General features: G+C 71.9%; 20 protein-coding genes and 1 pseudogene. 6 read left to right on the top strand and 15 right to left on the bottom strand.

Going from position 1 to position 23785, the window contains the following annotated elements; translation table 11 throughout:
* Window positions 1-21 precede the first annotated feature (21 nt).
* On the top strand, window positions 22-396 hold the full coding sequence (locus ABZ098_RS37340; RefSeq protein WP_356598198.1) for an SH3 domain-containing protein: 375 nt from the start codon (window positions 22-24) through the stop codon (window positions 394-396).
* 44 nt (window positions 397-440) lie between these two features.
* Here ABZ098_RS37340 and ABZ098_RS37335 read toward each other — a convergent pair whose 3' ends face one another.
* The 6 genes from ABZ098_RS37335 to ABZ098_RS37310 all read right to left on the bottom strand — a co-directional run bounded on the left by ABZ098_RS37335 (window position 441) and on the right by ABZ098_RS37310 (window position 9700).
* The gene (locus ABZ098_RS37335) at window positions 441-1298 is read right to left on the bottom strand and encodes an endonuclease/exonuclease/phosphatase family protein (protein WP_356598197.1); all 858 of its coding nucleotides are present in this window, start codon (window positions 1296-1298) and stop codon (window positions 441-443) included.
* A 106-nt stretch (window positions 1299-1404) separates the two neighbouring features.
* Window positions 1405-4338: a hypothetical protein gene (locus ABZ098_RS37330; protein ID WP_356598196.1), complete on the bottom strand. Its 2934-nt coding sequence runs from the start codon at window positions 4336-4338 to the stop codon at window positions 1405-1407.
* A 2-nt stretch (window positions 4339-4340) separates the two neighbouring features.
* Window positions 4341-6209, bottom strand: coding sequence for an HSP90 family protein (locus ABZ098_RS37325; protein ID WP_356598195.1), 1869 nt, complete (start codon window positions 6207-6209; stop codon window positions 4341-4343).
* A 191-nt stretch (window positions 6210-6400) separates the two neighbouring features.
* A complete protein-coding gene (locus ABZ098_RS37320; protein ID WP_356598194.1) occupies window positions 6401-7393 on the bottom strand; it encodes a hypothetical protein in 993 nt (330 codons plus the stop codon).
* 118 nt (window positions 7394-7511) lie between these two features.
* Complete coding sequence (locus ABZ098_RS37315; protein ID WP_356598193.1) at window positions 7512-8213, bottom strand: gamma-glutamyl-gamma-aminobutyrate hydrolase family protein; 702 nt, start codon at window positions 8211-8213, stop codon at window positions 7512-7514.
* Entirely contained in the window at window positions 8210-9700 is a 1491-nt protein-coding gene (locus tag ABZ098_RS37310) for an aldehyde dehydrogenase (protein ID WP_356598192.1), read from the bottom strand. Before ABZ098_RS37310 ends, ABZ098_RS37315 begins: the two co-directional genes overlap by 4 nt.
* A 92-nt stretch (window positions 9701-9792) precedes the next feature.
* Between ABZ098_RS37310 and ABZ098_RS37305 the strand changes: the two genes are divergently transcribed.
* Both ABZ098_RS37305 and ABZ098_RS37300 read left to right on the top strand, forming a co-directional pair.
* Window positions 9793-10503 carry a type 1 glutamine amidotransferase gene (locus ABZ098_RS37305; RefSeq protein WP_356598191.1) on the top strand — a complete coding sequence of 237 codons (711 nt, stop codon included), beginning with the start codon at window positions 9793-9795 and terminating at the stop codon, window positions 10501-10503.
* 21 nt (window positions 10504-10524) lie between these two features.
* Complete coding sequence (locus ABZ098_RS37300) at window positions 10525-10674, top strand: hypothetical protein (RefSeq protein ID WP_356598190.1); 150 nt, start codon at window positions 10525-10527, stop codon at window positions 10672-10674.
* Between the two features lie 63 nt (window positions 10675-10737).
* Here the strand turns inward: ABZ098_RS37300 and ABZ098_RS37295 are convergent, their stop codons facing one another.
* Both ABZ098_RS37295 and ABZ098_RS37290 read right to left on the bottom strand, forming a co-directional pair.
* Window positions 10738-12195: an APC family permease gene (locus tag ABZ098_RS37295; protein WP_356598189.1), complete on the bottom strand. Its 1458-nt coding sequence runs from the start codon at window positions 12193-12195 to the stop codon at window positions 10738-10740.
* Between the two features lie 208 nt (window positions 12196-12403).
* On the bottom strand, window positions 12404-13024 hold the full coding sequence (locus tag ABZ098_RS37290) for a TetR family transcriptional regulator (RefSeq protein WP_356598188.1): 621 nt from the start codon (window positions 13022-13024) through the stop codon (window positions 12404-12406).
* Between the two features lie 119 nt (window positions 13025-13143).
* Here ABZ098_RS37290 and ABZ098_RS37285 point away from each other — a divergent pair.
* Window positions 13144-13437, top strand: a pseudogene (locus tag ABZ098_RS37285) (RidA family protein); the annotation flags it as partial.
* Between the two features lie 4 nt (window positions 13438-13441).
* On the opposite strand, the gene ABZ098_RS37280 reads toward ABZ098_RS37285, so the two are convergent.
* Genes ABZ098_RS37280 through ABZ098_RS37255 form a run of 6 tightly spaced genes read right to left on the bottom strand, consistent with a single transcriptional unit; the run spans window position 13442 to window position 18954 of the window.
* Window positions 13442-14287 (bottom strand): fumarylacetoacetate hydrolase family protein, encoded by an 846-nt coding sequence (locus ABZ098_RS37280; protein ID WP_356598187.1) that lies wholly within the window; start codon window positions 14285-14287, stop codon window positions 13442-13444.
* A gap of 48 nt (window positions 14288-14335) precedes the next feature.
* A complete protein-coding gene (locus ABZ098_RS37275; RefSeq protein WP_356598186.1) occupies window positions 14336-15265 on the bottom strand; it encodes a 3,4-dihydroxyphenylacetate 2,3-dioxygenase in 930 nt (309 codons plus the stop codon).
* Window positions 15258-16721: an aldehyde dehydrogenase gene (locus ABZ098_RS37270; protein ID WP_356598185.1), complete on the bottom strand. Its 1464-nt coding sequence runs from the start codon at window positions 16719-16721 to the stop codon at window positions 15258-15260. The genes ABZ098_RS37275 and ABZ098_RS37270 overlap by 8 nt, the downstream gene beginning before the upstream one ends.
* Window positions 16722-16755: 34 nt before the next feature.
* Window positions 16756-17562, bottom strand: coding sequence for an acetoacetate decarboxylase family protein (locus ABZ098_RS37265; RefSeq protein WP_356598184.1), 807 nt, complete (start codon window positions 17560-17562; stop codon window positions 16756-16758).
* Window positions 17563-17573: 11 nt separating this feature from the next.
* A complete protein-coding gene (locus ABZ098_RS37260; protein ID WP_356598183.1) occupies window positions 17574-18764 on the bottom strand; it encodes an FAD-dependent oxidoreductase in 1191 nt (396 codons plus the stop codon).
* Window position 18765: 1 nt separating this feature from the next.
* On the bottom strand, window positions 18766-18954 hold the full coding sequence (locus ABZ098_RS37255; protein WP_266524449.1) for a ferredoxin: 189 nt from the start codon (window positions 18952-18954) through the stop codon (window positions 18766-18768).
* 272 nt (window positions 18955-19226) lie between these two features.
* Here ABZ098_RS37255 and ABZ098_RS37250 point away from each other — a divergent pair, with 272 nt between their 5' ends.
* Both ABZ098_RS37250 and ABZ098_RS37245 read left to right on the top strand, forming a co-directional pair.
* Entirely contained in the window at window positions 19227-20582 is a 1356-nt protein-coding gene (locus ABZ098_RS37250; RefSeq protein ID WP_356598182.1) for a glutamine synthetase family protein, read from the top strand.
* An 11-nt stretch (window positions 20583-20593) separates the two neighbouring features.
* A complete protein-coding gene (locus tag ABZ098_RS37245; protein ID WP_356598181.1) occupies window positions 20594-21871 on the top strand; it encodes a cytochrome P450 in 1278 nt (425 codons plus the stop codon).
* 6 nt (window positions 21872-21877) lie between these two features.
* On the opposite strand, the gene ABZ098_RS37240 is transcribed toward ABZ098_RS37245, so the two are convergent.
* Window positions 21878-23611: a trehalase family glycosidase gene (locus ABZ098_RS37240; RefSeq protein WP_356598180.1), complete on the bottom strand. Its 1734-nt coding sequence runs from the start codon at window positions 23609-23611 to the stop codon at window positions 21878-21880.
* Window positions 23612-23785 lie beyond the last annotated feature (174 nt).

Here is a 23785-nt window from a genome sequence, read left to right as displayed (position 1 = left end):
ACACGCGATCAGGAGGACCCGATGACCAGCCCCACTCATACCTGCGGGACGCTCGCCCGGCGCATACGGCTGGCGGGCCAAGTCGTCGCCACCGCCGCCGCCCTGCCCGGGCTGGCCGCCTCCCCCGTCTCGGCGTGGACGGGCGGCTACGTCTCCTCGAACGCGGGCTTCGCCTACGTTCGCGAGGCGGCGACGACGGACTCCGCGATCCTGGGCACGGCACCCAACGGCCGTACGGTCGACGTGATGTGCTGGAAGCACGGGGATCGGGCGAAGGGCGACTACTGGACCAACCGGTGGTTCTACTCCACGGTGCAGTCCAACGGGACCGACAACTGGGTCGGCTACGTACACGCCTCGCTCGTCGCCCGTCACAAGACGGTGCCGCACTGCTGAACGCGGCAGCCGCCTCAACGCCCGGCCGGGTCGTCGCGCCGTGATCAGCTGCGGTTCGGCTTCGGCGCCGGGGCCACGTCCGCGTACAGCACATGGTGGTCCGACACCGGGTTCGGGTGCACACGGTGGCCGGCGGGGACGTAGCCGCGCAGGAAGACGTAGTCGAACTTGCTCTGCCAGTCGGTGGTCGGCTCGCAGGCGCCGGCGGCCCCGGGCCGGCACCGCGGGTCGGCGTCCGCGGCCAGTTTCCACATCGGGGTGAGTTCGTAGGAGTCCGGTACGGCGTTGAAGTCGCCGATGACGATCGTGCGGGCGTGCCGGGCGACCTCCTTGGCGAGGACGCCGACCTGGTCCGCCCGGACCGCCTCCTGGCGTCGTTCGGCGAGGTGGGTGTTGAAGACGCGTACCGGTTGGCCGCCCACCGTGGTGGTCACCGCCATGTACCCGCGGTCCTCGGAGCCGCCGTCGGGGTATTCCTCGGTGACGACGTCGGTCATCGGTGCCGCCGAGAGGATGGCCTCGCCGTAGCCGCCCGGGTTCCAGGGCGCTCCCCCGCAACGGCCCCAGCTCTGGAGAACCGGCCCGTACTCGACGTGGTAGAGGAGCCCGTGGAGGTTCTCCAGATAGTCGCGGATCTTCTCGACGTCGCCCACGCACGCTTCCTGCAGGCCGATGACCTGGGGCGCGTACGTGGCGATCTCGGCCGCCCGGTCGTCGTTGCCCGTCTCGCAGGGGTTGCAGAGGTTCCACGTCATGACCCGGTTCGGGACGACGTCCTTGACCGGTTTCGGGGGCAGCGACCCGGCGTCGAGGGCTCCGCTCGGGGCGCTGGGGCCGGACAGCACCATCCAGGCCACGACCAGGGCACCCACCAGCAACCACGTGCCCTTTCCGAGCACCATCGCCTCCTCAGCGTGGATGTCTGCACCGGCCGACCGACGTCTGCTTCACGAGGTTATGACACCGGGGCCGGCCCGGGGAACGGGTGTCCGCGGGCCGGCCGGCGCGTCACTCCTCGTCGCGCAGCCGGGCCGCCAGGGAGGTCAGCGGCTCGGTCTCCTCGGTGTGGCCCGCGGCGGTCAGGTGGGAGACCGCCGCGTCGAGGCGGGCCAGGGCGGGCGCGGGGCGTTCCAGGTAGAGGCCCTCCACGGCGCCCGCGAGACGGACGCACTCGGCCCACTCACCGGCCCGGTCGTCTCCCGGTCCCGGTTCGCCGAGCAGGGCCAGGGCCTTCTCCAGGGCGGCCAGCGCGTCCTCGTACGCGCCGGCGTAGGCGTTGACCCGCCCGTGCTCGTACGCCAGGGCGGAGTCCAGGGAACGGCCGCGGGCCTCGTATCCGGCGGCGCGGGCCTCGTCGGCGATCCGGCCGGCGTCGGCGAGGAAGGCGCGGGCGTCGGTCAGGCCCTCGGCGCCCTGCTGCTGGGCCTGGAGGCGGGCGAGTTCGCGCAGGCAGTTGCTGAGCAGTTCGTAGCGGGGGTCCCGGGCGTGGGCGGCGATCGCCTGGTCCGCGGCCTCGCGGGCCGGGCCGAACTCGCCGGACTCGCCGAGGAGTACGGCCGTCTCGGCGGCGATCATGGCGTGGCTGCCGGGGTCGTCGTCCCAGCCGGCCGACTCGGCCGCGAGCGCGGCGAACTCGACGGTGGCGGCCTTGATGTCCTCCCCCGCGCGCAGTGCGCGGGCGCGGGTCAGACGGAGCTGGGCGGCGAGCCGGTCGTCCAGCTCTCCGGAGACGACGTCCGGTTCGGCCAGCAGGGAGTCCAGCAACGCGATGCAGTCCTCGACGCGGTCCAGGTCGAGGCTGAGCTGGGCGGCGTTGCTGTAGGTGCAGAACGCGTCGATCCGGTTGCCGCTCCGGAGGTTCGCCTCGGCCGAGCGCGTCAGGTGCCGCAGGGCCTCGTCGGGGCGGCCCAGGTGCATGCACGCCTCGGCGAGGTCGCCGTGGAGGCGGGCGGTGTCGACCGTGTCGGCGGGCCAGTCGGCAGCCTGTCGCAGACCTTCGGTGAGGTCCGAGTGCGCTGCCTGCGGGTCCTGGAGGACGAGCTGGAACCGGCCGCGCAGTCCGAGGGTGCGGGGCAGGTGCCAGGCGGGGCCGTACGCCTTCAGCCGGTCGAGGAGGGCGTCGATCTCGGTGACCGCGGCGGGCAGGTCGCCGGAGATGGCGTGCGTGCTGGCCCGCAGCAGCAGGGCGCCGGAGATCTGCCCGGCCAGGTCGTGCCGGGCCGCGAAGGCGTGCAGCAGGTCCGCCTCGGCGAACACCGGCGCGACGTGCTCCTTGCTTCCCGTGGTCTGGAGGCGCAGGCCGAGCGCGGTCGCCCGCAGCCGCAGCAGACGGGCCTCCTGGTAGGGGGCGAGGTCGGCCGACTCCTCGTGCAGGCGGGCCACGGACGCGTGGACGGCGGTCAGCGCGGCCGCCTTCGCCTCGGCGTCGTCCTCTTCCTCCCCGGGGATCTGGGCGGTGGCGAGCAGGGCGCAGGCGCGGGCGACCGCCGCGTGACCGGGCTCCGCGGCGTCGTCGTAGAGGGCCGCGGCCTCCTCGTGGAGGGCTGCGGCCTCGGCGAACTCGTCGTTGTTGCCCGCCTGGTTCGCCTCGTCGGCCAGCAGGTCCGCGCGCAACCGGACCAGCGGGCCCACGGCGGGGTCGTCGGGGTGGGTGTAGTCGCGGGCGGTGACGAGTGTGCGCAGCCGCGCGAAGCAGGTCCGGGCGTCCGGGTGACCCTGCTCCTCCAACTGCCTTGCCTGGAGGATGAGTTCGGGCAGGGCGTCGGGCACGGCGGCAGCGGTGCGGGAGGGCGGCACGGTGACCGGGGCGACCGGGGCGACGTCGTCGAGGCTGCGGGTGCGCAGGGTGAGTTCCAGCGCGTCGAGGAGGGGAGCCCGGTCGAGGCGGGTCCTGCGGCGGTCGGTGTGGTTCGAGGTGCCGTTGCGGGCGTCGAAGCGGGCGGCGAGGTCGTCCGCGCGGCCCCGCACCTCGGCGCGCAGCCCGGCCACGGTCCAGGTGCGGCCGGGGTATCCGGCGGCGGGCAGTTCGCCGTGGCCGAGGTGCTCGACACGCTGGAGCAGGACCTCGACGCCGGTGAGGAAGTCGAGCTGGTCCAAGGGCGAGTCGACCTCGTCGAACAGGTTCCGGTTCTCGGCGAGCAGTTCCAGACCGCGGGCCTCGTTGCCGGTCAGCGCGCAGAACTCCAGGTGCCGGCCGACCTCGCCGGACATCGAGGGGTTGCGGCGGCAGCCGCGGTAGCCGGCGAGGTGCAGTTCGCGGGCCCGGTCGGCGGCCCCGGTGCGCAGCAGGGGCAGCAGCGCGTACGAGACGGAGCGGGCCGGCTCCTCCCGGCAGGACTCCTTCCCGTTCAGGACGGGCTCCCAGGTGCCCAGGGCGCGTTCGTCGTCGCCCGCCGCGAGGTGGAACAGGGCGCGCTCGCAGATCTCGCAGGCCTCGCAGTCGCTGAGGCGGGTGCGGGTGCGGGCCGCCCACAGCTCGTAGGCGAGGGCGGTGTCCCCGCCGACGTGGGCGGCGAGCTGGTACGCCTGTCCGTAGTAGGGCTGGAGGCCGAGGTCGGCCTTCTCGTAGCGGTCGCGCATCTCCTGGAGCCATTGGCGCAGACTCGCCAGCGGTACCTCGGGCAGTTGGCGCAGGGCGTGGCCCACCCACTTGAACCGCCAGAACAGCTGGTGGCGCAGGCGCTCGTCGAAGACGTCGGGCTGCTCGTCGAAGAGGGTGAGCAGGCGGGCGAAGACGACGGGCGACTTGCGGGGTTCGGAGCCGTAGGTGTACGCCTCCTGGAGTTCGAGGAGGGCGTGGACGAGGAGCACGGGCTCCTCGAACTGCTCGGCGGCGTCGACGAGTTCCTCGGCGGTGACGGTGCGGGCACGGCCGTAGGGGCGCTCGTCGTTCTCCTGGAGCGCCTGGTACAGCTCGTCGGTGGTCTGGATCACGGTGGGCATCGTCAGCTGTCCTTGCGGAGGGCGCGGGCGAGGAGGTCGAGGAAGGAGCGGTTGATGAGGCTCGACTCGGCGGGCCTGAGCGGGCGCCGGGAGAGCATCGCGGCCTGACCGTAGAGGGCTTCGGCGCTGGTGCGGGCCAGCTCGGGCTCGTCGATGGTGACGGCGGTGCGCACCAGCGGGTTGAGCTGATTGAGGATCAGCTGGGCCTTCGGGGCCTCCTGGCGCAAGGCTCCGAGGATGTCGCCCCACACGCCGCCGTGCTGCTCGCGGGCGAGCTGGGAGCGGGTGCGTTCGTGCCGGGCCTCGCGGCTGTCGAGGAGGAGGGCGGGGGCGGAGGCGGGCTGGAAGGTGCGCAGCGCGACGTCGCAGTCGAAGACGGCGAGGGCGTCGCGGGCCTGGGCGAGATAGGCCGCGGCGGCCAGTTCGGTCTCCCGGTCGACGGGGTCGAGGTGGGCGGTGAGGGTCGCCGGGTCGAGGTCGTCGACGGTGACCTCGGGCCGGACCTCGGGCAGCCGGTGGACCAGCGCGCGGTCGTAGGTGTAGCCGCCGTTGACGACGCCGAGCCCGGCGGCCGAAGCGATCGCCGCGACCTGGCGGAACTCCTCCACGCTCGACGTGACGAGCACGGTGCGGTGGGTGCGGGCGAGCTCGTCGAGGGTGGCGTGTCCGTCGGTGGTCTCGAACGGCAGCCAGGGCAGCAACATCCGCATGATCTCGTCGTCGTGCACCGCGAGCGACTTCACGGCCAGGTGGTGGACCTGGAGGAAACGGCCGAGCAGGTCGGGGTCGCTGGCGGCGGCCCTGGCGATCCACGCGCGCAGGTGTTCGGCGAGGGCGTCGCGTACGGCGGCGAGGGTGTCGTCCTCATACAGGGACTCGCGGGACGCCGTCGGGCGCAGGCTCTCGGCGTCGACGACGCAGCGGACGAAGAACGCCCAGTCGGGCAGGATCTCCTCGGCCTGCTCGGACAGCAGCATGCCTTTGACGTGCACGCGGTGGCCGTGGCGACGGCCGGCCGGGACCGCCTCGGGCAGCACGCAGGCGATGCCCTTCAGGCCCACGGCGGGCAGGTCCAGTTCGATGGTGTCCAGCGGTGTGAACCCGAAGACCTCCTCGCCGTAGGCGGCCAGGGCGCGGGCGCGGGCTCCGGGGGTGGGGTGGGTCTGCGCCCAGGGCGCGGGTTCGGGGTTGACGGGTACGCCCCCGGACGCGCCTGAGCCGCCCGGACCGCTTGTGCCGTCGTCGAAGGTCACCGGGTGGCGCAGCAGGGAGCCGAAGTGGCGGGCCAGCGCGTGCACTTGGGCCGGGCGGGTCCACTCGCCCGCGTCGGCGCGGGGCGTGAGGGTGACGGTGGTGCCGGGCCGGGGGCGGGCGGAGGCGGGCAGGGTGCGGACGGTGTAGCTGCCGTCACCGCGGCCACGCCACTCCACGGCCGGCGCGTCGGGGGTGCGGGCGGAGCGGCTCACGACGTGGATCTCGTCCGCGACCAGGAAGCATGAGAGCAGGCCGATGCCGAACTGGCCGATGAAGTCGGCCCGTTGCTCGGCGATCCGCTCAGCTCGCTTGCTGCTGCGGCCGATCGTGGCGAGGAAGGTGTGCACGTCGGCCTCGGTGAGTCCGACGCCGTCGTCCTCGACGCGCACCACGGAGCCGTCGGCGTACAGGCGGATGCCGAACGCGTCGGCGGGGGCGCCCGGTTCGAGACCGTGCCGGGCGGTCAGCGCGTCCACCGCGTTCTGCAGGAGCTCGCGCAGGTAGACGCGGGGGCTGGAGTAGAGGTGGTGGGAGAGGAGGTCGACGAGGCCACGCAGGTCGACCTGGAAGGTGCGGTCCGTGGGGGCGTGGTCGGCGGCGTTGTGACGCAGGGGCATGGGGCAGTCCGGGGTGAGGGAAGGGAACGGCGGGGTGGCGGTCGTCTGCGGGACCGGCTGAGGACGGTTGTGCGGTTGTCCACGGGACGGCCTAGGACGGTCGTGCGGCTGTCCACAGGACCGGCCGAAGTCAGTCGCGCGGTTGTCCTTGGGATACGGCCGAGGACGGTCGGGACGGGGCAGTCGGCGGCTCAGAAGGCCTTGCGGAAGCGCGCGTACGCTTTCTGCGGGTCCGCCATGAAGGTCCACGGCCACTCGGTGTAGGCACCTTCCAGCTCGCGGAAGACGTTGGAGGCCGTGCTGCTGCCCGCCAGTGAGAGGGCCATGGCGAACATGTTGTAGTCGCCCTGCCAGCCCAGACGGCGCTCGTACGCGTGGTGCAGGATGCTGCGCTCCGCGGCCTCCCTCAACTCGGCCCGGATCCGCGGCTGTTGCAGGCAGTCGCGGTCGTCGGACTCCACCCAGTCCTCGATATGCGCCATGGCGATGACACAGCCGAGCCGGTGCCCGTCGGGCGCGCCCGCGAAGGCCTTCTGGGCGAACTCCAGGGCCTGGCCCGGCTCTCCGCCCCAGCGCGGCTGGAGCTGCGACACCCACTCCAGGTGGAGGTCCAGGTTCAGCGGGTCACGGCGCAGACCGGCCGCGAGCCGGGCCTCTTTGACGCTGTCGTCGACGGACATGCCGCGCCCCGAGGTGAGCAGATGACGCCACGGCGTGACCCAGTCGGGCCGCAACTCGGCGGCCTCCAGCAGGTGTTCCTCGGCGATGCGCAGCCGCTCGTAGAAGATCTGCCACTGCTCGCGACTGACGTCCACGGCACGGGCGGACGTGCGCGCCTCCCAGCCCCAGGAGACGTGGCGCGCGCCCGAGATCAGCAGCGCGGTCGCCCGGAGCTCCGTGTCGTTCCTGTCCTCTTCGGCGGCCCGGACGATCCACTCCTCCAGACCGTCCACTTCGGTCAGTTGCCCCAGGACCTCCTGCTCGCGGCCGAGGTCGAAGGGGGCGAGGGCCGCTTTGACCGCCTCCCAGTCACCCGCGTCGGCCGCTTCCACGAGGGCGAGCACCCGGGTGTCCCCGAGCGCGCGCAGGACGTACGTCCCGTTCTTCTGCCTGCGCGGGGCGGGTAGGGCGTGCGAATCCGCCGTCGGTCTCTCCCGGCCCCCACCGAACAGCTTGCCGAACATGCCGCGCCCTCCCCTGGTCCCGCGTGATCGTCCGGTGCAGCATAAAGGGCACCACTGACAGCGCTTCCACCGGGTTTTCACGAGGACTGCACGGTTCGGCCCCGCCGGGCCGGCGGCCTCAGCGGGCGGCCCGGACCAGGGCGTCGAAAAGGCCCTGCTGGGCGCGGTCCTCGTGGGCGGTGTCCTCGGGGTGCCACTGGACGGCGGTGAACCAGCCCTGTGCGCCGGGGAGTTCGAGTGCCTCCACCGTGCCGTCGGCGGCGTGTGCGGTGGCCGTGAGGCCTTCGCCGAGGCGGTCCACCCGCTGGTGGTGATAGCAGGACACGTCGGTCTTCTCGGCACCGGTGGCCCGTTCCAGCAGGGTGCCGCGCCGGATCGTGACCGGGTGCACGAGATGCCGGTGGTCGCTGTCCATGTGCTGTTCCAGGGTCCCGCCGAGGGCCACGTTCACGACCTGGAGGCCGCGGCAGACCGCCAGCAGGGGCAGGCCCGAGTCCAGTGCGGCGCGGGCGACTTGGAGGTCGAAGGTGTCCTGGAGGTCGTCGACGTCATAGACGGCCGCGTGGGTGTCGCCGGCGCCGTAGCGGTGCGGGGCGAGGTCGCCGCCGCCGGGGAGCAGGACGCCGTCGAAGCGGGCGAGGCGGGCCGGGACGTCTCCGGCGGCGGGGTGGATGCTCGCCGGTTCGCCGCCGGCCCGCCACACGGCCTCGATCAGGGCGCGGGCGTTGACCTCGGCGGCGTACCGCAGGGCGGAGGTGGTGGCGGAGAAACGGGCGGGGATCGCGATCAGAGGCCGCGCGGAGCTGCTCGTACGGTTCACAGCTGGATCCAGGTCGTCTTGAGCTCGGTGTACTTCTCCAGGGCGTGCGCGGACTTGTCGCGGCCGTTGCCCGACTGCTTCATGCCGCCGAAGGGGACGGTGAGGTCGCCCTCCTCGTAGCAGTTGACCCAGACCGTGCCGGCCCTCAGGGCCCGGGAGACCTTGTGGGCGGTGGACAGGTCGGAGGTCCACACGGCGGCGGCGAGGCCGTACTCAGTGGCGTTGGCGAGCCGTACCGCCTCGTCGAGGTCGTCGAAGGTGAGCACGGACAGGACCGGGCCGAAGATCTCCTCGCGGGCCAGTCGCATGCCGGGCTCCACCCGGTCGAAGACGGTGGGCTGGAGGAAACTGCCGCCCGTGCCGGCCAGTGTGCGGCCGCCGCCGGCGCGCAGCCGGGCCCCTTCGTCGAGGCCGGTGGCGATGTGGTCCTCGACGCGTGCCAGGTGGTTCTCGGTGACCAGGGCGCCCATCTCGGTGGCCGGGTCGAGGGGGTCTCCGACCCGTAGCTCCCGCGCCCGCGTGACGACGGCCTCGGTGACCTGTTCGGCGATCGAGGAGTGCACCAGGAGCCGGGAGGGGGCGGTGCACATCTCGCCCTGGTTGAAGAAGATGCCCCAGGCGGCGGTGGCCGCCGCCTGCTCCAGGTCGGGGGCGTCGGGGAGGATGATGTTGGGTGACTTGCCGCCCAGTTCCAGCCAGACGCGCTTGAGGTTGGAGTCGGCGGAGTAGCGCAGGAAGTGCCGGCCGACGGCGGTGGATCCGGTGAACGCCAGTACGTCGACGTCGGGGTGCAGGCCCAGCGCCCGTCCGGCCACGGGCCCGTTGCCGCTCACCACGTTGAGGACGCCGGGTGGCAGTCCCGCCTCGGTGGCGAGGCGGCCCAGCAGCAGTGCGGACAGCGGTGAGTTCTCCGACGGTTTGAGTACGACCGTGCAGCCGGCCGCCAGCGCCGGGGCGACCTTCCAACCCGCCAGCGTCAGCGGGAAGTTCCAGGGCACGACGGCGCCGACTACACCGGCCGGTTCCCGGGTGACGAGGGCGAGGGCGTCGGGCGCGGTGTGCGGGGACTCGTCGGTGAGCTTGTCGGCGAGCTGGCCGTACCAGCGGAAGGTGTTGATCAGGGCGCGCAGTTCGATGCCGTACGCGTCCGTGACGGGCTTGCCCATCTCCAGGCTGACCGTCAACGCGAGTTCCTCGCGCCGCTCTTCGAGCAGGTCGGCGATGCGCAGCAGCATGCGGCCGCGCTCGGCGGGGGCCAGGCGTGGCCACGGGCCCGTGTCGAAGGCCCGGCGGGCGGCGGTCACGGCGAGGTCGACCTCGGCCTGCCCGGCGTCCGCGACCCGGGCCAGCGCCTGGCCGTCGCGGGGTGAGACGAGAGTGAAGGCCGCTCCCCCGCCGGGCTCGTCGGCCCCGTCGACGTGGTGGGCGCCGGACGGGTCGAGGGACTTGGCGCGGCGCAGCCACTCCTCGTGAGTGACATCCGGCATGGGAGACCTCCAGGGATATTATTTGGATTCAAACGATATGATCGGTGAGCGGCCCGGCACAAGGGCCTCGGCAACGGAAAGGAGCGCCCGCCGTGCGCGCACTCGCCCTCATGCACGACCACGCGACCGAGCCCGGGCTCATCGGCGAGCGGCTCCAGGAGCGCGGGTACGACCTCACGAGCGTGACCGTCGTGCCCGCGGAGCGCCACCACTCGCCGGACGTCTCCTTCACGTTCCCCGCACCCGACGACTGGGACCTGATCGTGTCGCTCGGCGCGCCCTGGTCGGTGTACGACGAGACGGCGGTCGGGAGCTGGATCGGCGGCGAACTCGCCCTGCTCCGCAAGGCCCACCACCTCGGCGTCCCGGTGCTGGGCATCTGCTTCGGCGCCCAGGCCCTGGCCACCGCGCTCGGCGGCTCGGTCGGGCCGGCGCCGCACCCCGAGATCGGCTGGACCCGGGTCGACAGCGACGACCCCTCGCTGATACCGGACGGTCCGTGGTTCCAGTGGCACTACGACCGCTGCGTCCCGCCACCGGGGGCGGTGGAGGTCGCCCGCAACGAGGTGTGCGCGCAGGCCTTCCTGGCCGGTCGCAGCCTGGGGGTGCAGTTCCACCCGGAGATCACCACGACGGTCGTGCACCGGTATCTCGACCTCGGCGGCAGAGAGCAGTGCGTACGGCACGGTCTGGATCCGGAGGACCTGCTCGCTCGCAGCCGCGCCATGGAAACCCCGGCACGGGACAACGCCACACAGCTGACCGACGCCTTCCTCGACCGGGTGGCGAACACCTCGGTGTGACGACTCACAGGGGAGCGGCGGGTGCGGCCCGGTGGGGAGCAGTGGGTACGGCACGGTCTGGATCCGAAACACCTGCTCGCTCGCAGCCGCGCCATGGAAACCCCGGCACGGGACAACGCCACACAGCTGACCGACGCCTTCCTCGACCGGGTGGCGAACACCTCGGTGTGACGACTCACGGGAGTGGTGGGTGCGGCCCGGTGGGGAGGTCCGGGCCGCACCTCGTCGCGGGCGTCAGCCGTCGGCGGTCGCCCCGCCCTTGCTCACCCGGGCGGCCACGAGACCGAGGACCAGGACCGCGGGGACGGTGAGCTGGAGCCAGATCGCGGTGGTGAGGTCGCCGCCGATGAGCGTGGTGAAGTTCTCGACGATGAGCCAGATGGCACCGGCGATACCGAGCGCGCCCAGGACCGGGGCGATCACCGTGTTCCAGGGGCGGGTGTCCGCGCGTGAGCGACGGAAGAAGACGACCACGGAGACCGAGGTCAGGAAGTACAGCAGCATCATCGCCAGCACCGCCACGCCGCTGAACCAGGAGAAGAGGGTGAGCACCGGGTCCTTGCCCAGGAGTGCGAAGGGCATCACCAGCAGTACCGAGATCACGGTCTGCACGACGCCCGCCGTCCGGGGTGAGTGCCGACGGTTGAGGGCGGTCAGCGCGTGCGGCAGGAGCCGTTCGCGGCCCAGGGAGAACAGGTAGCGGTTGGCCGAGTTGTGGAAGGCCAGGATGCCGGCGAACAGGGAGGTGGCCAGCAGGATCGGCAGGACGTCGTCGACCCAGCCGCCGAACTGTGCGGCGATCGGCGCGAAGACGAAGCCGGTGGCGTCACCGCTCTCCAGCGCCTTGCCCGCCTCGGCCGTGACGTGGGACGCGCCGTGCGCCGAGACCAGCATCCACGAGGTGAAGGCGAAGAAGCCGGTGACCACCGCGACGGACAGATAGGTGGCCCTGGGGACCGTCCTGCGGGGCTCGCGGGCCTCCTCGCCGTAGATCGCGGTGGCCTCGAAGCCGAACATCGACGCGACGGCGAACATCAGCGCCACGCCCGGGGCGCCCTGGAGCGCGGCCGACGGGGAGAAGCTGTCGGTGAAGCCGAGCCCCTCGGGACCGCCGCCCTTGAAGAAGGTGACGAGGGCGAAGACGATCAGGATGCTGAACTCCGCCAGCACGAACACGGCGAGGATCCTGGCGCCCATCTCGATGCCCGAGGCGCCGAGCACCTGGACGATCACCATCGTGACCAGGGTCCAGACCCACCACGCCACGTGGGTGCCGGTGTAGTGCTCGACCAGGCCGCTCACCGTGGCGCCGTACAGCCCGTACATGGCGGCCTGGATGGCGCAGTAGGCGAAGAGGGCCACACCGGCGCTGCCGGAGCCGGCCGGGCGGCCGAGCCCCTTGCCGATGTACGTGTAGAAGGCGCCCGCGTCCACCACGTGGCGGCCCATGGCGACGAATCCGACGGAGAACAGCAGGACCACGGCGCCCGCCACGAGGTACGCGGCGGGGGTGCCGGGTCCGTTGCCGATGCCGACCGCGATGGGGACGGCGCCGGCGATGCCGGTCAACGGGGCCTGGGCGGAAAGGACGAAGAACAGGATGCCCAGGACGCCGAGCGAGTTGGGCTTGAGCCTGCCTGCCGTGGATGGATCGGAAGCGGTCCGCGTACTGACCGCTGTCTGACTGTCCACTCGAATCACCTGCCGGGAGCGGGAAGGGGCGAGGAATTGTTTCGAGCCAAACGAGTTGCCTCATGGTGGGTCGGAACTATCCGTTTGGCAAGGGGGTCGGCGGGTGTTTCCGGTCAGGTGGGCGATTTCCTGCGGGGCTGTGACCGCGGCACGACGAGACAGGGCCCCGGACCTGGTGTCCGGGGCCCTGTCCGCACAGGTCAGCGAGTCATGCGCCGGGGTCCTGCGTGCCGTCGGCGTCGAGCAGCCGCAGCAGGCCGCGCAGTTCCTCGATCGCGGCGTCGGTGACGTCGGGCTCGCCGAGGACGAGCTGGTGCAGGACGAGGCCGTCCAGGGCCGCGAAGACCAGCCGGGCCAGCGCCCGGTCGGCGCCCGCGGGGAGCATGCGGTTCAGCTCGCGCCGGGTCGCGTCGAAGTACTCGTCGTACAGGGCGCGGATCTGCGGCAGCAGCTCCGGCCTGCGGCGCGATTCGAGCAGCAGCTCGTACTGGAACGCCTGCTTGTCCGGGTCCGCCGTGACCATCTCGGACACGCCCGAGGAGAAGTCGTCGACCTTGCCCGTGCCGGGTTCGAGCGCGCTGGTGTTCAGCGAGGTGCGGATGGTGTGGGCGAGCGTCTCCTCGATCAGGGTGTCGCGCGAGCCGAAGTGGTGGACCACCAGGCCGTGGGTGACCCCCGCCTCCTCCGCGACCGCTCGGTAGGTGAGCCTGCGCAGCCCGCCCCGGGCCACCACCCGCACCGCGGCGTTCAGCAGGGCCTCGCGTCCCTCCCCGTAGTGCACTCGCTTGCGCGGCCGTCGGCTCTTGGGGGCGTCCGCGGATTCGCTCATGTCGGCGACCCTACCCGGCCACGTCTACGGGAAGGCTTTGCGGCAGACCGCCGCGAGGAGCGAACAGGCCGGTCAGGACAACCGAGTTCGGGGCCGCCGAGCCACCGATCCCGGGACCGGACGCCGAGGGGCGCACGGTCGGCGCGGGGGACCTCGCCGCGCAGGTCGAGCAGTGCTACCTCAACATCGGCACAGCCCTGGCCGAGGCCGGCGGTTCCTTCGACGACGTGGCGAAACTGACCGTCCACGTCGTCGACTGGACACCCGGCAAGATGCCCCGGCTCCTGGAGGGGATCTCCCGGGCGGCCGCGAGACTGGGCGTCACCCCGGTCCCGCCGGCCACGCTGCTGGGCGTCGCGGCGCTGGACGTCCCCGATCACCTGGTCGAGATCGAGGCCGTCGCGGTCCTCGACCGAGTCAGCGCCGGGGCGGACGGATCCCGCGGAACTCCCAGTCGCCGCCGAGCGCGGTGGACAGCACCTCCTCGGACTCGGTGGGCTGGGCGCCGACGTCGGTGCGGACGGCGGTGGGGCCGGTGACGATGTGGTTGGTGAGGCGGCCGAGACCCTCCACCTCCACCTCGACGACGTCACCGGGCCGCACGGGACGGGAGTTGGCGGGCGTCCCCGACAGCAGTACGTCCCCGGGGTACAGGGTGATCGTGCGGGCGATGTCGGCGACGAGGTAGTGCATGTCCCACTGCATCTCGTCGGTGGAACCGTCCTGTACGACCTCGTCGTTGACGTACGTGCGCAGGCTCTTGCCGTGGAAGTCCCAGTCGGTGACCAGGCCGGGGCCCAGCGGGCACAGGGTGTCGGAGCCCTTCACACGGAGCATGGAGCCCGCGTCGGTGTCACGGAAGTCGTGCAGCCCGTAGTCGTTGGCGATCGTGTAGCCGGCGATGAACTCCCCCGCCTCGGCAACGGAGATGTTCCGGGCGGTCCGTCCGATGACGATGGCCACTTCGCCCTCGTAGTTGAGCCACTTGCAGCCCTCGGGGCGGACGATCGCGCCCTGGTGGGAGTTGAGGGAGGAGGTCGGCTTGTGGAAGTAGGTGGGGGTGTCCGGCAGGTCGATGCGGAACTCGTCCACGCGGCTGCGGTGGTTGAGGTGGACGGCGATCACCTTGGACGGCACCACCGGCGGCAGGTGCCGGGCCTCGCCGGACTTGACGCGGCGGCCGTCCCCGGCGACCAGTTCGTCGCCGTCGACGGTGACCTGGACGGCGGCGCCGTCAAGGAGGATGCGGCGGTACTCGGGCATGAGGGCTCCTGGCTGCAACTGGGTACGGCTGGACACGGCTAGTTACGGTTAGTTACGGCTGTGCAGGGTGCCTGGGCTGTTCGCCAGGCCGGTGCCGGTCCAGCCCTCGGCAGGCCGGTCGAACCACAGATGGACCTGGCCTGTGCCGACGGAGTTCTCGTACTCGCCGTACTGGCGGGCCCTGGCCGTGCAGGCCTGCTCGCCGAGGGCGCCGGCCATCATCAGGTAGTGGAAGAACTTCGCCTCGGGCTTGACCTTCCAGAACGCGTCCATGGTGTCGAGGACCTTGTCGTGGCGGCCCTCCTTGAACCATGCGATGCGCTCGTGGTCCGCCGCGCGGGCCTCGGGGGTGCGGATGTGCACGGGGTCGCTGGCCTCGTGGTCGCGCAGTTCGCGCAGCGGCCAGAAGGTGTGCGAGAGGGCGCCGGACGCGATCAGCAGGACACGGCGGCCGGGGGTGGCGGCGATACCGTCCGCCAGGGCCCGTCCCAGGCGCAGGTGGTCCTCCATGTCACCGGTCTGGCAGACACCGATCGTCACCCACCGCTTGTCCGGGAGCCCCTCCCCCAGGTACTTCCAGAGGTTGATGGTGGCGTAGTAGATCGGCAGGTACTCGTCGTCGATCGCGGTGATCCAGGTGCCGTGCTTGTCCGCGAAGCTCTCGATGTTGAGGGCCAGTTCGGGGTCGCCGGGGAAGTCGTACGGCATCCTGCACATGCCGCGCGGCAGCTCCTCCGAGGTGAACAGGCCGGCCCGGCGCCGCTGGGCGGTGACCACGAACTCGACGGTGGTCGCCCAGTGCGAGTCGAGGACGACGACGGTGTCGTAGTCGTCGCGCTCGAACACCTCCCGGCGCAGCTCCTGGAGGCCGGTGACGAGGGTGATCTCCCTGCCGCCGTTCAGTTCCAGCCGCTCCTCCTGCGGGAGCACGATGGTGGGGACGTGGGCGAGGAGGCCCGCCCCGACGATCTCACCCATGGTTCTGCCATCCGTTCGGTGCGGTGACGGTGTTCTTCAGGTCGCAGTAGAAGTCGAAGCTCCAGGTGCCGCCCTCGCGGCCGACCCCGGAGTGGCGGGAGCCGCCGAAGGGGGCCTGGAGGTCGCGGACGAAGAAGCAGTTGATCCAGACGGTGCCGGCGACGAGCCGGGCGCTGACGCGTCGGGCGCGCTCGGGGTCGCCGGTGGCCACGGTGGCGGCGAGCCCGAAGCGGGTGTCGTTCGCGAGCCGGACCGCCTCGTCCTCGTCGGTGAAGGTCTGGAGGGTCAGGACCGGCCCGAAGACCTCCTCCTGGACGATCTCGGAGTCCTGGGCCACGTCGGCGAGGAGGGTCGGCGCGTAGTACTGGCCGTCCCCGGGGTGTCCGCCGATGACGGCCCGGGCTCCGGCCGCCAGGGCCCGCTGGACGAAGCCGTCGATCTTCTCCAGTTGGCGCGGGTGGATGGTGGGGCCGATGTCGGTGTCCTCGTCGCGGGGGTCGCCCTGGCGGAGACGGGTTGCCTTGTCGACAAATCGTCGGGTGAACTCCTCGGCGACCGGCTCCTCGACGAGGATGCGCGTCGCGGCCAGACACACCTGCCCGGCGTTGTCGTACTGCTCCACCGCGAGGTCGACCGCGAGGTCCAGGTCGGCGTCGGCGAACACCAACAGGGGTGATTTGCCGCCGAGTTCGAGACTGAGGGGGGTGAGGTTGGCGGCGGCCGACGCGCTGATCCGCTTGGCTGTGGGCACGGACCCGGTGAAGCTGATGCGGCGCACGTCAGGGTGCGAGGTCAGCGTGTCGCCGATCTCGGCGCCGTAGCCCTGGACGACGTTCAGGACTCCGGCGGGCAGCCCGGCCTCGGCGGTGATGTCGGCGAGGAGGGAGGCGGTGAGCGGCGACCACTCGGCGGGCTTGAGGACCACCGTGTTGCCGGCGGCGAGCGCCGGGGCGACCTTCCAGGTGGCCAGCATCAGCGGGGCGTTCCACGGGGTGATCAGCACGCACGGTCCCGCGGGGTCCCAGGAGACGTGGTTGGTGTGGCCGCGGGTGGTGAAGTCCTCGTGCTCCAGCTTCAGCAGCCAGTCCGCGAAGAAACGGAAGTTGTGCGCCACGCGCGGCATCACGCCCCGGCGGTGCGAGCGCAGGAGCGCCCCGTTGTCGGTGGTCTCGACGATGGCGAGCTCTTCGATCCGCTTCTCGACTCCGTCGGCGACGGCGTGCAGGATGCGGGCGCGCTCGGCGCGCGGGGTGGCGGCCCAGGCGGGGAAGGCGGCCTTGGCGGCGGCGACGGCGGCGGCCGCCTCCGCGGGACCGCCGCGGGCGATCTCGCCGAGGACGCCTCCGTCGATGGGTGAGACGTCGGTGAAGGTGTCGGCGGAGGCGACGCGGGCGCCGCCGATCCAGTGCCGGGTGTCCACGGCGACCCCGGCCACCGTGAGGGTGTGTTCGGTCATGTCCGGTCTCCAAGTGCTGCGCGGTATGAGGGAGTTACTCGGCTCCGGAGGTTCCGGACTCCAGGAGTCGGCCGCCGTCCCAGACGACGCCGACCTGGCGGTAGTACGCGGCGATCGGTTCGCGGATTTCCAGTCGGGCCAGCTCCTCGGTGGGCGCCTCGAACAGCTCCAACTCGGCGTCGCCGACCCAGGGTTGGCCTCCCTCGAAGGAGGCCGCCCCGGTCTCGATCAGCTCGTCCAGCGCCAGCCCCTTGCCGTTCTCGATCGAGGGCAGCCACCGGTGATGGGCCATGGGGTGCGCGTTGACGAACCCGTTGCCCTCGGAGGGTTCCCGCAGGGTCACCACGGCCTGGGCGAGCCGCCGGTCCGCGGCGGCGAGCGTCGCCCCGAACCGCGCTCCCGCCTCGATCCGCGGGGCGGGCCCGTACGGGTGCGGGCGGGTCTGGTGGATCGACCCGAGCTTCTTCGGATAGCCCTGGTGCAGCCCCCGCGCGATCGCGAAGTCCTTGTCGACCCAGATGTGGACGCACCGCGAATAGGTCTCACCCCGGTACGTGCACCGTACGACCGCGAAGGCCTCCTTGTACTGGGCCCGCACGGGGTCGAGCAGTTCGTCCGCCGAGGCCGAGCAGGACTGCCAGTCGGCCCAGATCAGGGCAACGGCGCCCGGGTCCTCGTCGGCCAACTCCAGGGGCGCGGGGAGCAGTTCGCGTACCCGCGCGGGATCCGTGCGGTACTCGATCGTGAGCAGGTCGCCGGAGTAGCGCCACGGGGGCGCGGGAATCAACGACGAGGCACCGCTCGCCGTCTTGGGGTGGAAAAAGCCGCGGACAGCAGACATGACGGGGTTCCTTACGCGGTGAGGGCGGGCTGCTTCAGCAGTTCGGCGCGGAGGCGGGCGGCACCGGTCGCGACGGCGTGCCCGCCGAGCGCCACGACACCGACGAGCCGGCCGCCGGTGTGGTAGCCGACCAGGACGTCACCCTCCGGGTCGCCGTCCAGGATCCGTACGTCGCCCTTGCCGAGCGCGGGCGCGCCGAACGACTGCAACCGGAACTCGTGCTGGTCGCTCCAGAAGGTGGGCAGCGGTGCGAAGGGCGCCGGCTCGGCGCCGACGAGGGTCCTGGCGGCGTGCTTGGCGGTGTCGGCCGGGATGGACCAGTGCTCGACACGGCGGGCCACGCCGTCGTAGCGGGCGTTGGGGAAGCGGGCGACGTCACCGACCGCGACGACCTCCGGCCGGCCTCCGACCCTCAGCCGGTCGTCGGTGAGGACACCGTCGGAGAGGTCGAGCCCGTTGCCGTCCAGCCACTCCGTGTTGGCGACCGATCCGACGGACTCGACGACGACGTCCGCCTCCAGGACCGTCCCGTCGGACAGGACGACCCCGGTGACACGGCTCTCGCCCACGAAACCGGACACGCCGGTGCCCAGGACGAAGCGCACTCCGCGTTCCTCGTGCCTCTTGAGCAGCGCCCGTCCCAGCAGTTCACCGAGGGGGCCGACCATGGGCAGGGGCAGCGGATCGACGACCGTCACCTCGGCCACTCCGAGGGCCACGGCGGTCGCGGCGACCTCGCAGCCGATGAACCCGGCGCCGACGACGACCACGCGTGCGCCCGGCCGGGTCAGCTCGTCCCGCAGGCGTTGGGCGTCGTCGATCGTGCGGACCGTGTGCCGGCCGGTGAGCGGGCCCGGGCAGCGCAGCCGGCGGGGCCGCATGCCGGTGGCGACGACGAGACCGTCGTACGGGAGGACCGAGCCGTCGTCGAGCGAGACGGTCCGTTCGGCGAGCCGGGACGCGACGATCCTCGTGCCCAGCCGCCACTGCACGTCGGCCGCGGCGGCCTTCGGGGTGAAGGCGAGCGAGGCGAAGGGTGCCTTGCCGGCGAGGACCTCCTTGGACAGCGGGGGCCGGTTGTACGGCATGTGCGGCTCGTCGCCGACGACGGTGATCCGGCCGCTCCAGCCGGCGGCGCGCAGTTGTTCGGCGGCGCGCAGGCCGCCCAGGGAGGCGCCCGCCACGACGATGCCGGCGGCCACGTCAGTCCTCGATCCGGATCGCCTGGAGCGGGCACACGTCCGCGGCTTCCTCGACCTCGTCGCGCAGCGCGTCGTCCGGGTCGGGGACGTACAGGAGACGGCCGTCCTCGTCCATCGAGAAGACGTCGGGGGCCGCGAAGACGCACTGGCCGTGGTCCTGGCACTTGTTCATGTCGACGACGACCTTCATGGCCGGTCCTCCTGAGGGAGCGGGAGCGAAGGGGTGAAGTGGGGCCCGGCCGGCTGGGCCGGGCCCCGGCCAAAGGGGTGCGGACAACCACTGAGGTCCACACCCCCAACTCGTTTGGCTTCAAACAAGGTAGGCAGACGGCACCCCCTGGTCAATACCTATCCAGGTGGATAAATTATTCGCGTCCACCCCTTGCGGGCGGACGACCTCCTCCATAACGTTCGGGTTCAAACGAATACCCGAGGCTGCTCCAGCCGCCCAAGGAGGCATCGGTGAGCGCTCACGACACCCCAGACATCCGCCGTCACGTCGAGCGGCTCACCGCCGACGGCATCGACGTGGTGCGGGTGATCTATCCCGACCTCATCGGCACGGACCGCGCCCGGGACGTCCTGGTGGATCACCTGCCCTCGGCCTGCGAGCACGGCCTGGCCTTCTGCAGGGCCGTCTACCACACCACCCCGCAGGGCGACGTGGTCCCGGTCGCGGGCGGTCTGGACGCGGGGCTGCCGGACGTGTGCGTACGGCCCGACCTGTCGACCCTGTCCGTGCTGCCCTGGGAACCGGGCGTGGCCACCTGTCTGGGCGAGGTCACCGACCCGGCGACGTCGAGCCCGGCCGCCGAGTCGCCGCGCGACCTGCTGCGTACCGTCCTGGCCCGGTGCGCGGTCCAGGGACTGCGGCCCGTCGTGGGCCCCGAGCTGGAGTACTTCCTGCTGGAGCCCGCTCCCGGGACCCCCACCGGCTGGCGCCGCTCCCCGGAGGTGTCCGGTGCCGTCTACACCGCCGGGCTGCGCGCCGATCCCGGCAACCACCTGCTGCGCACCCTGCGGCACCTGCGCGACCTCGGCCTGGGCGTGGTCACCGGGAACCACGAGTTCGACGGCGGCCAGTACGAGATCAACCTGACCCACTCCGAGGCCCTGGACGCCGCCGACCGGGCCTTCCGCTTCAAGGCCGCCGTGAAGGAACTGGCCCGCAGGGAGGGCAACTTGGCCACCTTCATGGCCAAGCCCTTCGGTGACGCGGGCGGCTCCGGCTTCCACCTCCACCTGTCCTGTCAGGACGCGGAGGGGGCCAACGCCTTCGACGACCCCGCGGGGCCCTACGGCCTGTCGGCGACCGCCCGGCACGCCGTCGCCGGGATCCTGGCGCACGCTCCCGCGCTCGCCGCGCTCACCAACCCGACGGTCAACTCGTACAAGCGCTTCGGGCCCGACACGCTCGCCCCCTGGCTGATCGACTGGGGGCTGGACAACCGCAGCGCCATGGTGCGCGTCCCGCCCGAGCGCGGGTCCGGGGCCCGCCTGGAGCTTCGGCTCGGGGACGCGAGCGCCAACCCGTACCTGATCGTCGCCGGCACCGTGGCCGCCGCCCTGCTGGGCGTCCAGGCCGGCGAGGAGCCGCCGGCGCCACTGGAGGGCTACGGCTACGACACCGCCCGCTCCGCCGTCCTGCCCAAAGACCTGTCCGCCGCGCTGGACGCCCTGGAGGCCGACACCGCGCTGACCGAACTGCTCGGCAAGGACTTCACCACCTCCTACCTCACCTACAAGCGCAACGAGGTCGAACGCTTCCAACGGCACGTCACCGACTGGGAGTTCACCGAGTACGCCTACCACCTGTGAAGGACTCCCGGATGACGACAGCAGCCACCACCGTCGAGCCGATGCGCCTCGCGGACGTCGACCTCGCGAACCTCGACCACTTCACCGACGGGATCACCCCCTGGCGGATGTTCCACACGCTGCGCCACGAGGACCCGGTGCACTGGCAGCCCGAGGAGGCGCCCAACTCCGGTTTCTGGGCGGTGACCCGGCACGCCGACATCGCGCGCGTGGACCGGGACGCGGAGACCTTCACCTCCACGCGGTTCGTGAACCTGGAGGAGGTCGACGAGGACCAGATAAAGAAGCGCGCCTCGATCCTGGAGCTGGACGGCGTCCGCCACCGCGCCCTGCGCAGCGTGATCCAGCGCCAGTTCGGCGCCGGGGTCATCAACAGCTACACCGACTTCCTGCGCGGTCTGACCGCGAAGACCCTGGACGCGGCCCTGGCCAAGGGGACCTTCGACTTCGTCAAGGAGGTCTCGGCGGACTTCCCCATCAACGTCCTGGCCCGCCTCCTCGACGTACCCCCGGAGGACAACCAGCGGCTCATCGACTGGGGCAACCGCATCATCGGCAACACCGACCCCGACTACGCGGACGTCCTGCTGCACAGCGCGGAGAGCGAGCAGTACCGCGACCTGCCCTTCCGCTCCCCCGCCTCCCTCGAAGTCTTCGAGTACGGAAGGGAGTTGGCCCGGCAGCGGCGCGGCGGCGAGGGCACCGACCTGGTGTCCAAGCTGGTCAACACCACCCCGCGCGACGGCGTCCCGCTCTCCCCGCAGGACTTCGACAACTACTTCCTGCTCCTGGTGGTGGCCGGCAACGAGACCACCCGCCACACCATCACCCACTCCATGCTGGCCCTCCTCCAGCACCCCGAGCAGCTCGCGCGCCTCAGGGACGACCCCTCGCTGATCCCCACGGCGGTCGAGGAGTTCCTGCGCTGGGCCTCCCCCGTCTACCACTTCCGGCGCACCGCGACCCGGGACGTCGAACTCGGCGGAAAGCAGGTCAGGGAGGGCGACAAGGTCGTCATGTGGTACGCCTCCGGCAACCGCGACGAAGACGTCTTCGGGAACCCCTACGACTTCGACGTGGCCCGGCAGCACAACGACCACGTCACCTTCGGCAAGGGCAGCCCGCACCTGTGCCTGGGCAACCTCCTCGCCCGCACCGAGATCCGGATCATGTTCGAGGAGCTGATCCCCCGCCTGGCCGACATCCGCCTGGTCGGTGACGTCCCCCGGGTGCGCTCGAACTTCGTCAACGGCATCAAGAAGCTGCCGGTCCAGGTCACCCTGGCCTGAGCGGTGTCACCGGCCGTCCCGCTGCGCGTGTGCCTCGGCGAGCAGGAGGTAGGCGGCGGCCGTCCAGGTGTAGGCGCGGTCCCGCAGGCCCGTTCCGGCCAGGGCGTCGAAGTTCTCCGCGAAGCCGTGGTGCTCGCACAGGGCACGGAAACGGGCACTGACCTCGTCCGCCAGCCGGTGGTGGCCGCCGCGGCGCAGGCCGTCCTCGACGAGGACGGTGGCCGGGGCCCAGATCGGGCCGCGCCAGTAGCCGTCGGAGAGGTAGTGCGGCGAGGTCGGCAGTTCGGTGGCCAGGCCGTACGCGGTCAGATGGGCCTCGATCCGGCCGGCCAGCACCTCGCTGATGTCGTCCGGCAGATACTCGCCCAGCACGATCGGCATCAGGTCCAGCAGGCTGGACGTGCCCCAGGTGTCGCCGCTGTCGACGCCCTGGGCGACGAACCGGTCGCCCGTCCACAGCTGGTCGAGCATCGCCCGCTGGGTCTCCTCGGCGGCCCGCGTCCACCGCAGGGCGTCCTCCGGTCTCTCCAACCGCGTCGCCAGGTCGGCGAGTTCACGCAGTTGGAGGGTGAGGAAGGCGGCCAGGTCCGCGGTGACGACCACACGTTCGGGGTCGAAGGTGGTGGCGTTGTCCCAGCCGCTGTCGTTGCCGTGCTGGTAGTGCGGCAGGGCGGCGCCGGGCGTGCGCCGTGCGGTGAGCCAGAACTGCGTCCAGCGTTCCAGCCTGTCGTACGTCGCGGTCAGTTCCGCCCCGTCCGGGGCGGTGGGCAGCCGGCGGTGCAGATGGCCGAACGCCCAGCCGTGGATGGGCGGTTTGACGAAGTTGCGGAGCACCTCGGAGTGGGTGACGGAGTCGGGCAGCGCCCCGCTGTCGTCCTGGTGGTCGAAGGGCAGGTGGAACTGGTCCCAGGCCAGTTCGGGGCAACCGGGGGCCAGGGCGAGGGCGTTGAAGCAGTGGTCCCAGCTCCAGACCTTGTCCATCCAGTGCTTGGACATCAGGACGCCGGGCCGGGTGACCAGGCCGGCCGGGCGCACGGTCGCCGACCACAGGACGTAGGCGGCGAGTTCGGCGGCCGGAGTGTCGTCCGAACGCCAGGGGGCCACGGTGTCGACGAAGTCCGCGAAGGAGTTCCGCTCGGCTTCGACAACCTTGCCGAAGGCAGCCGTCGAGGCGTAGGGAGGGCGGGCGGTGTCGAGTTCCTCGACCGCGATCTCCCATCCGCCGTCCGCGTCCGCGGCGACGGTGACACCGCGGTCGGCACTGCCCAGGGCCTGGCTGCCGAACACGTCGGCCGTGCCCGAGAGCAGCGTGACACGGTAGCGGCGGCCCGTCTCGTACGAGGTGAACACGTAGGCCTCGGCGGCCGGTTCGCGGTAGAAGTAGGTGCCGCTGAACGGGGTCAGCGTCCGCGCCGCCGCCGAGATCCGCAGCGGCAGACCCGCACCGCGCAGTCGTACGGTGTCCGGCGTCTCGTAGGCGAGGTCGACGCGGCCGTCCGCGCCGGTCCAGGTGAGCAGGCCCGGTGTCGCCTCGACGCGGGTCCCGGCCCGCTCGCCCGTCGCGGGGTCGAGGGGGACCAGGCGCAGGACGGCGTGCATGCCGTTCTGGTGCGAGACGAGGTGGAGGTCCTCGGAGCGCGTCTTCTCCGCGAGCACGGGGGAGATGCCGAACCAGGACCCGTGCGTGCTGAACGGGATGTCTTGGACGGAGAAGGCCGGGCCGGAGCGGTCGGCGGTCATGGAGAGGCACTCGTTTCTCGAGCAGGGATCGTCGGTGATCGTCGGGCAGGGGATCGTGGGGAGGGGCGCGCTGCGGGCCTCAGTCCTTGACGGCGCCGGCGGTGACGCCTGCGGCGACGTAGCGCTGGGCGAGGACGAGGATGACCGTGGCGGGCAGGGAGGCGACGACGGCGG

The organism is Streptomyces sp. NPDC006335 (genome assembly GCF_040612795.1).
Classification (GTDB): domain Bacteria; phylum Actinomycetota; class Actinomycetes; order Streptomycetales; family Streptomycetaceae; genus Streptomyces.
The sequence above is the reverse complement of the archived record's forward strand: the minus strand, read 5'-3'. Positions and strand labels throughout refer to the sequence as shown.

Excerpts from the sequence above, each read along its gene's own strand:
- ABZ098_RS37245 (WP_356598181.1), top strand. The coding sequence starts at position 20,594 with ATGACGACAGCAGCCACCACCGTCGAGCCGATGCGCCTCGCGGACGTC.
- ABZ098_RS37240 (WP_356598180.1), bottom strand. The coding sequence starts at position 23,611 with ATGACCGCCGACCGCTCCGGCCCGGCCTTCTCCGTCCAAGACATCCCG.
- ABZ098_RS37290 (WP_356598188.1), bottom strand. The coding sequence starts at position 13,024 with ATGAGCGAATCCGCGGACGCCCCCAAGAGCCGACGGCCGCGCAAGCGA.
- ABZ098_RS37310 (WP_356598192.1), bottom strand. The coding sequence starts at position 9,700 with ATGCCGGATGTCACTCACGAGGAGTGGCTGCGCCGCGCCAAGTCCCTC.
- ABZ098_RS37255 (WP_266524449.1), bottom strand. The coding sequence starts at position 18,954 with ATGAAGGTCGTCGTCGACATGAACAAGTGCCAGGACCACGGCCAGTGC.
- ABZ098_RS37270 (WP_356598185.1), bottom strand. The coding sequence starts at position 16,721 with ATGACCGAACACACCCTCACGGTGGCCGGGGTCGCCGTGGACACCCGG.
- ABZ098_RS37280 (WP_356598187.1), bottom strand. The coding sequence starts at position 14,287 with ATGCCCGAGTACCGCCGCATCCTCCTTGACGGCGCCGCCGTCCAGGTC.
- ABZ098_RS37320 (WP_356598194.1), bottom strand. The coding sequence starts at position 7,393 with ATGTTCGGCAAGCTGTTCGGTGGGGGCCGGGAGAGACCGACGGCGGAT.
- ABZ098_RS37330 (WP_356598196.1), bottom strand. The coding sequence starts at position 4,338 with ATGCCCACCGTGATCCAGACCACCGACGAGCTGTACCAGGCGCTCCAG.
- ABZ098_RS37265 (WP_356598184.1), bottom strand. The coding sequence starts at position 17,562 with ATGTCTGCTGTCCGCGGCTTTTTCCACCCCAAGACGGCGAGCGGTGCC.
- ABZ098_RS37275 (WP_356598186.1), bottom strand. The coding sequence starts at position 15,265 with ATGGGTGAGATCGTCGGGGCGGGCCTCCTCGCCCACGTCCCCACCATC.
- ABZ098_RS37325 (WP_356598195.1), bottom strand. The coding sequence starts at position 6,209 with ATGCCCCTGCGTCACAACGCCGCCGACCACGCCCCCACGGACCGCACC.
- ABZ098_RS37335 (WP_356598197.1), bottom strand. The coding sequence starts at position 1,298 with ATGGTGCTCGGAAAGGGCACGTGGTTGCTGGTGGGTGCCCTGGTCGTG.
- ABZ098_RS37340 (WP_356598198.1), top strand. The coding sequence starts at position 22 with ATGACCAGCCCCACTCATACCTGCGGGACGCTCGCCCGGCGCATACGG.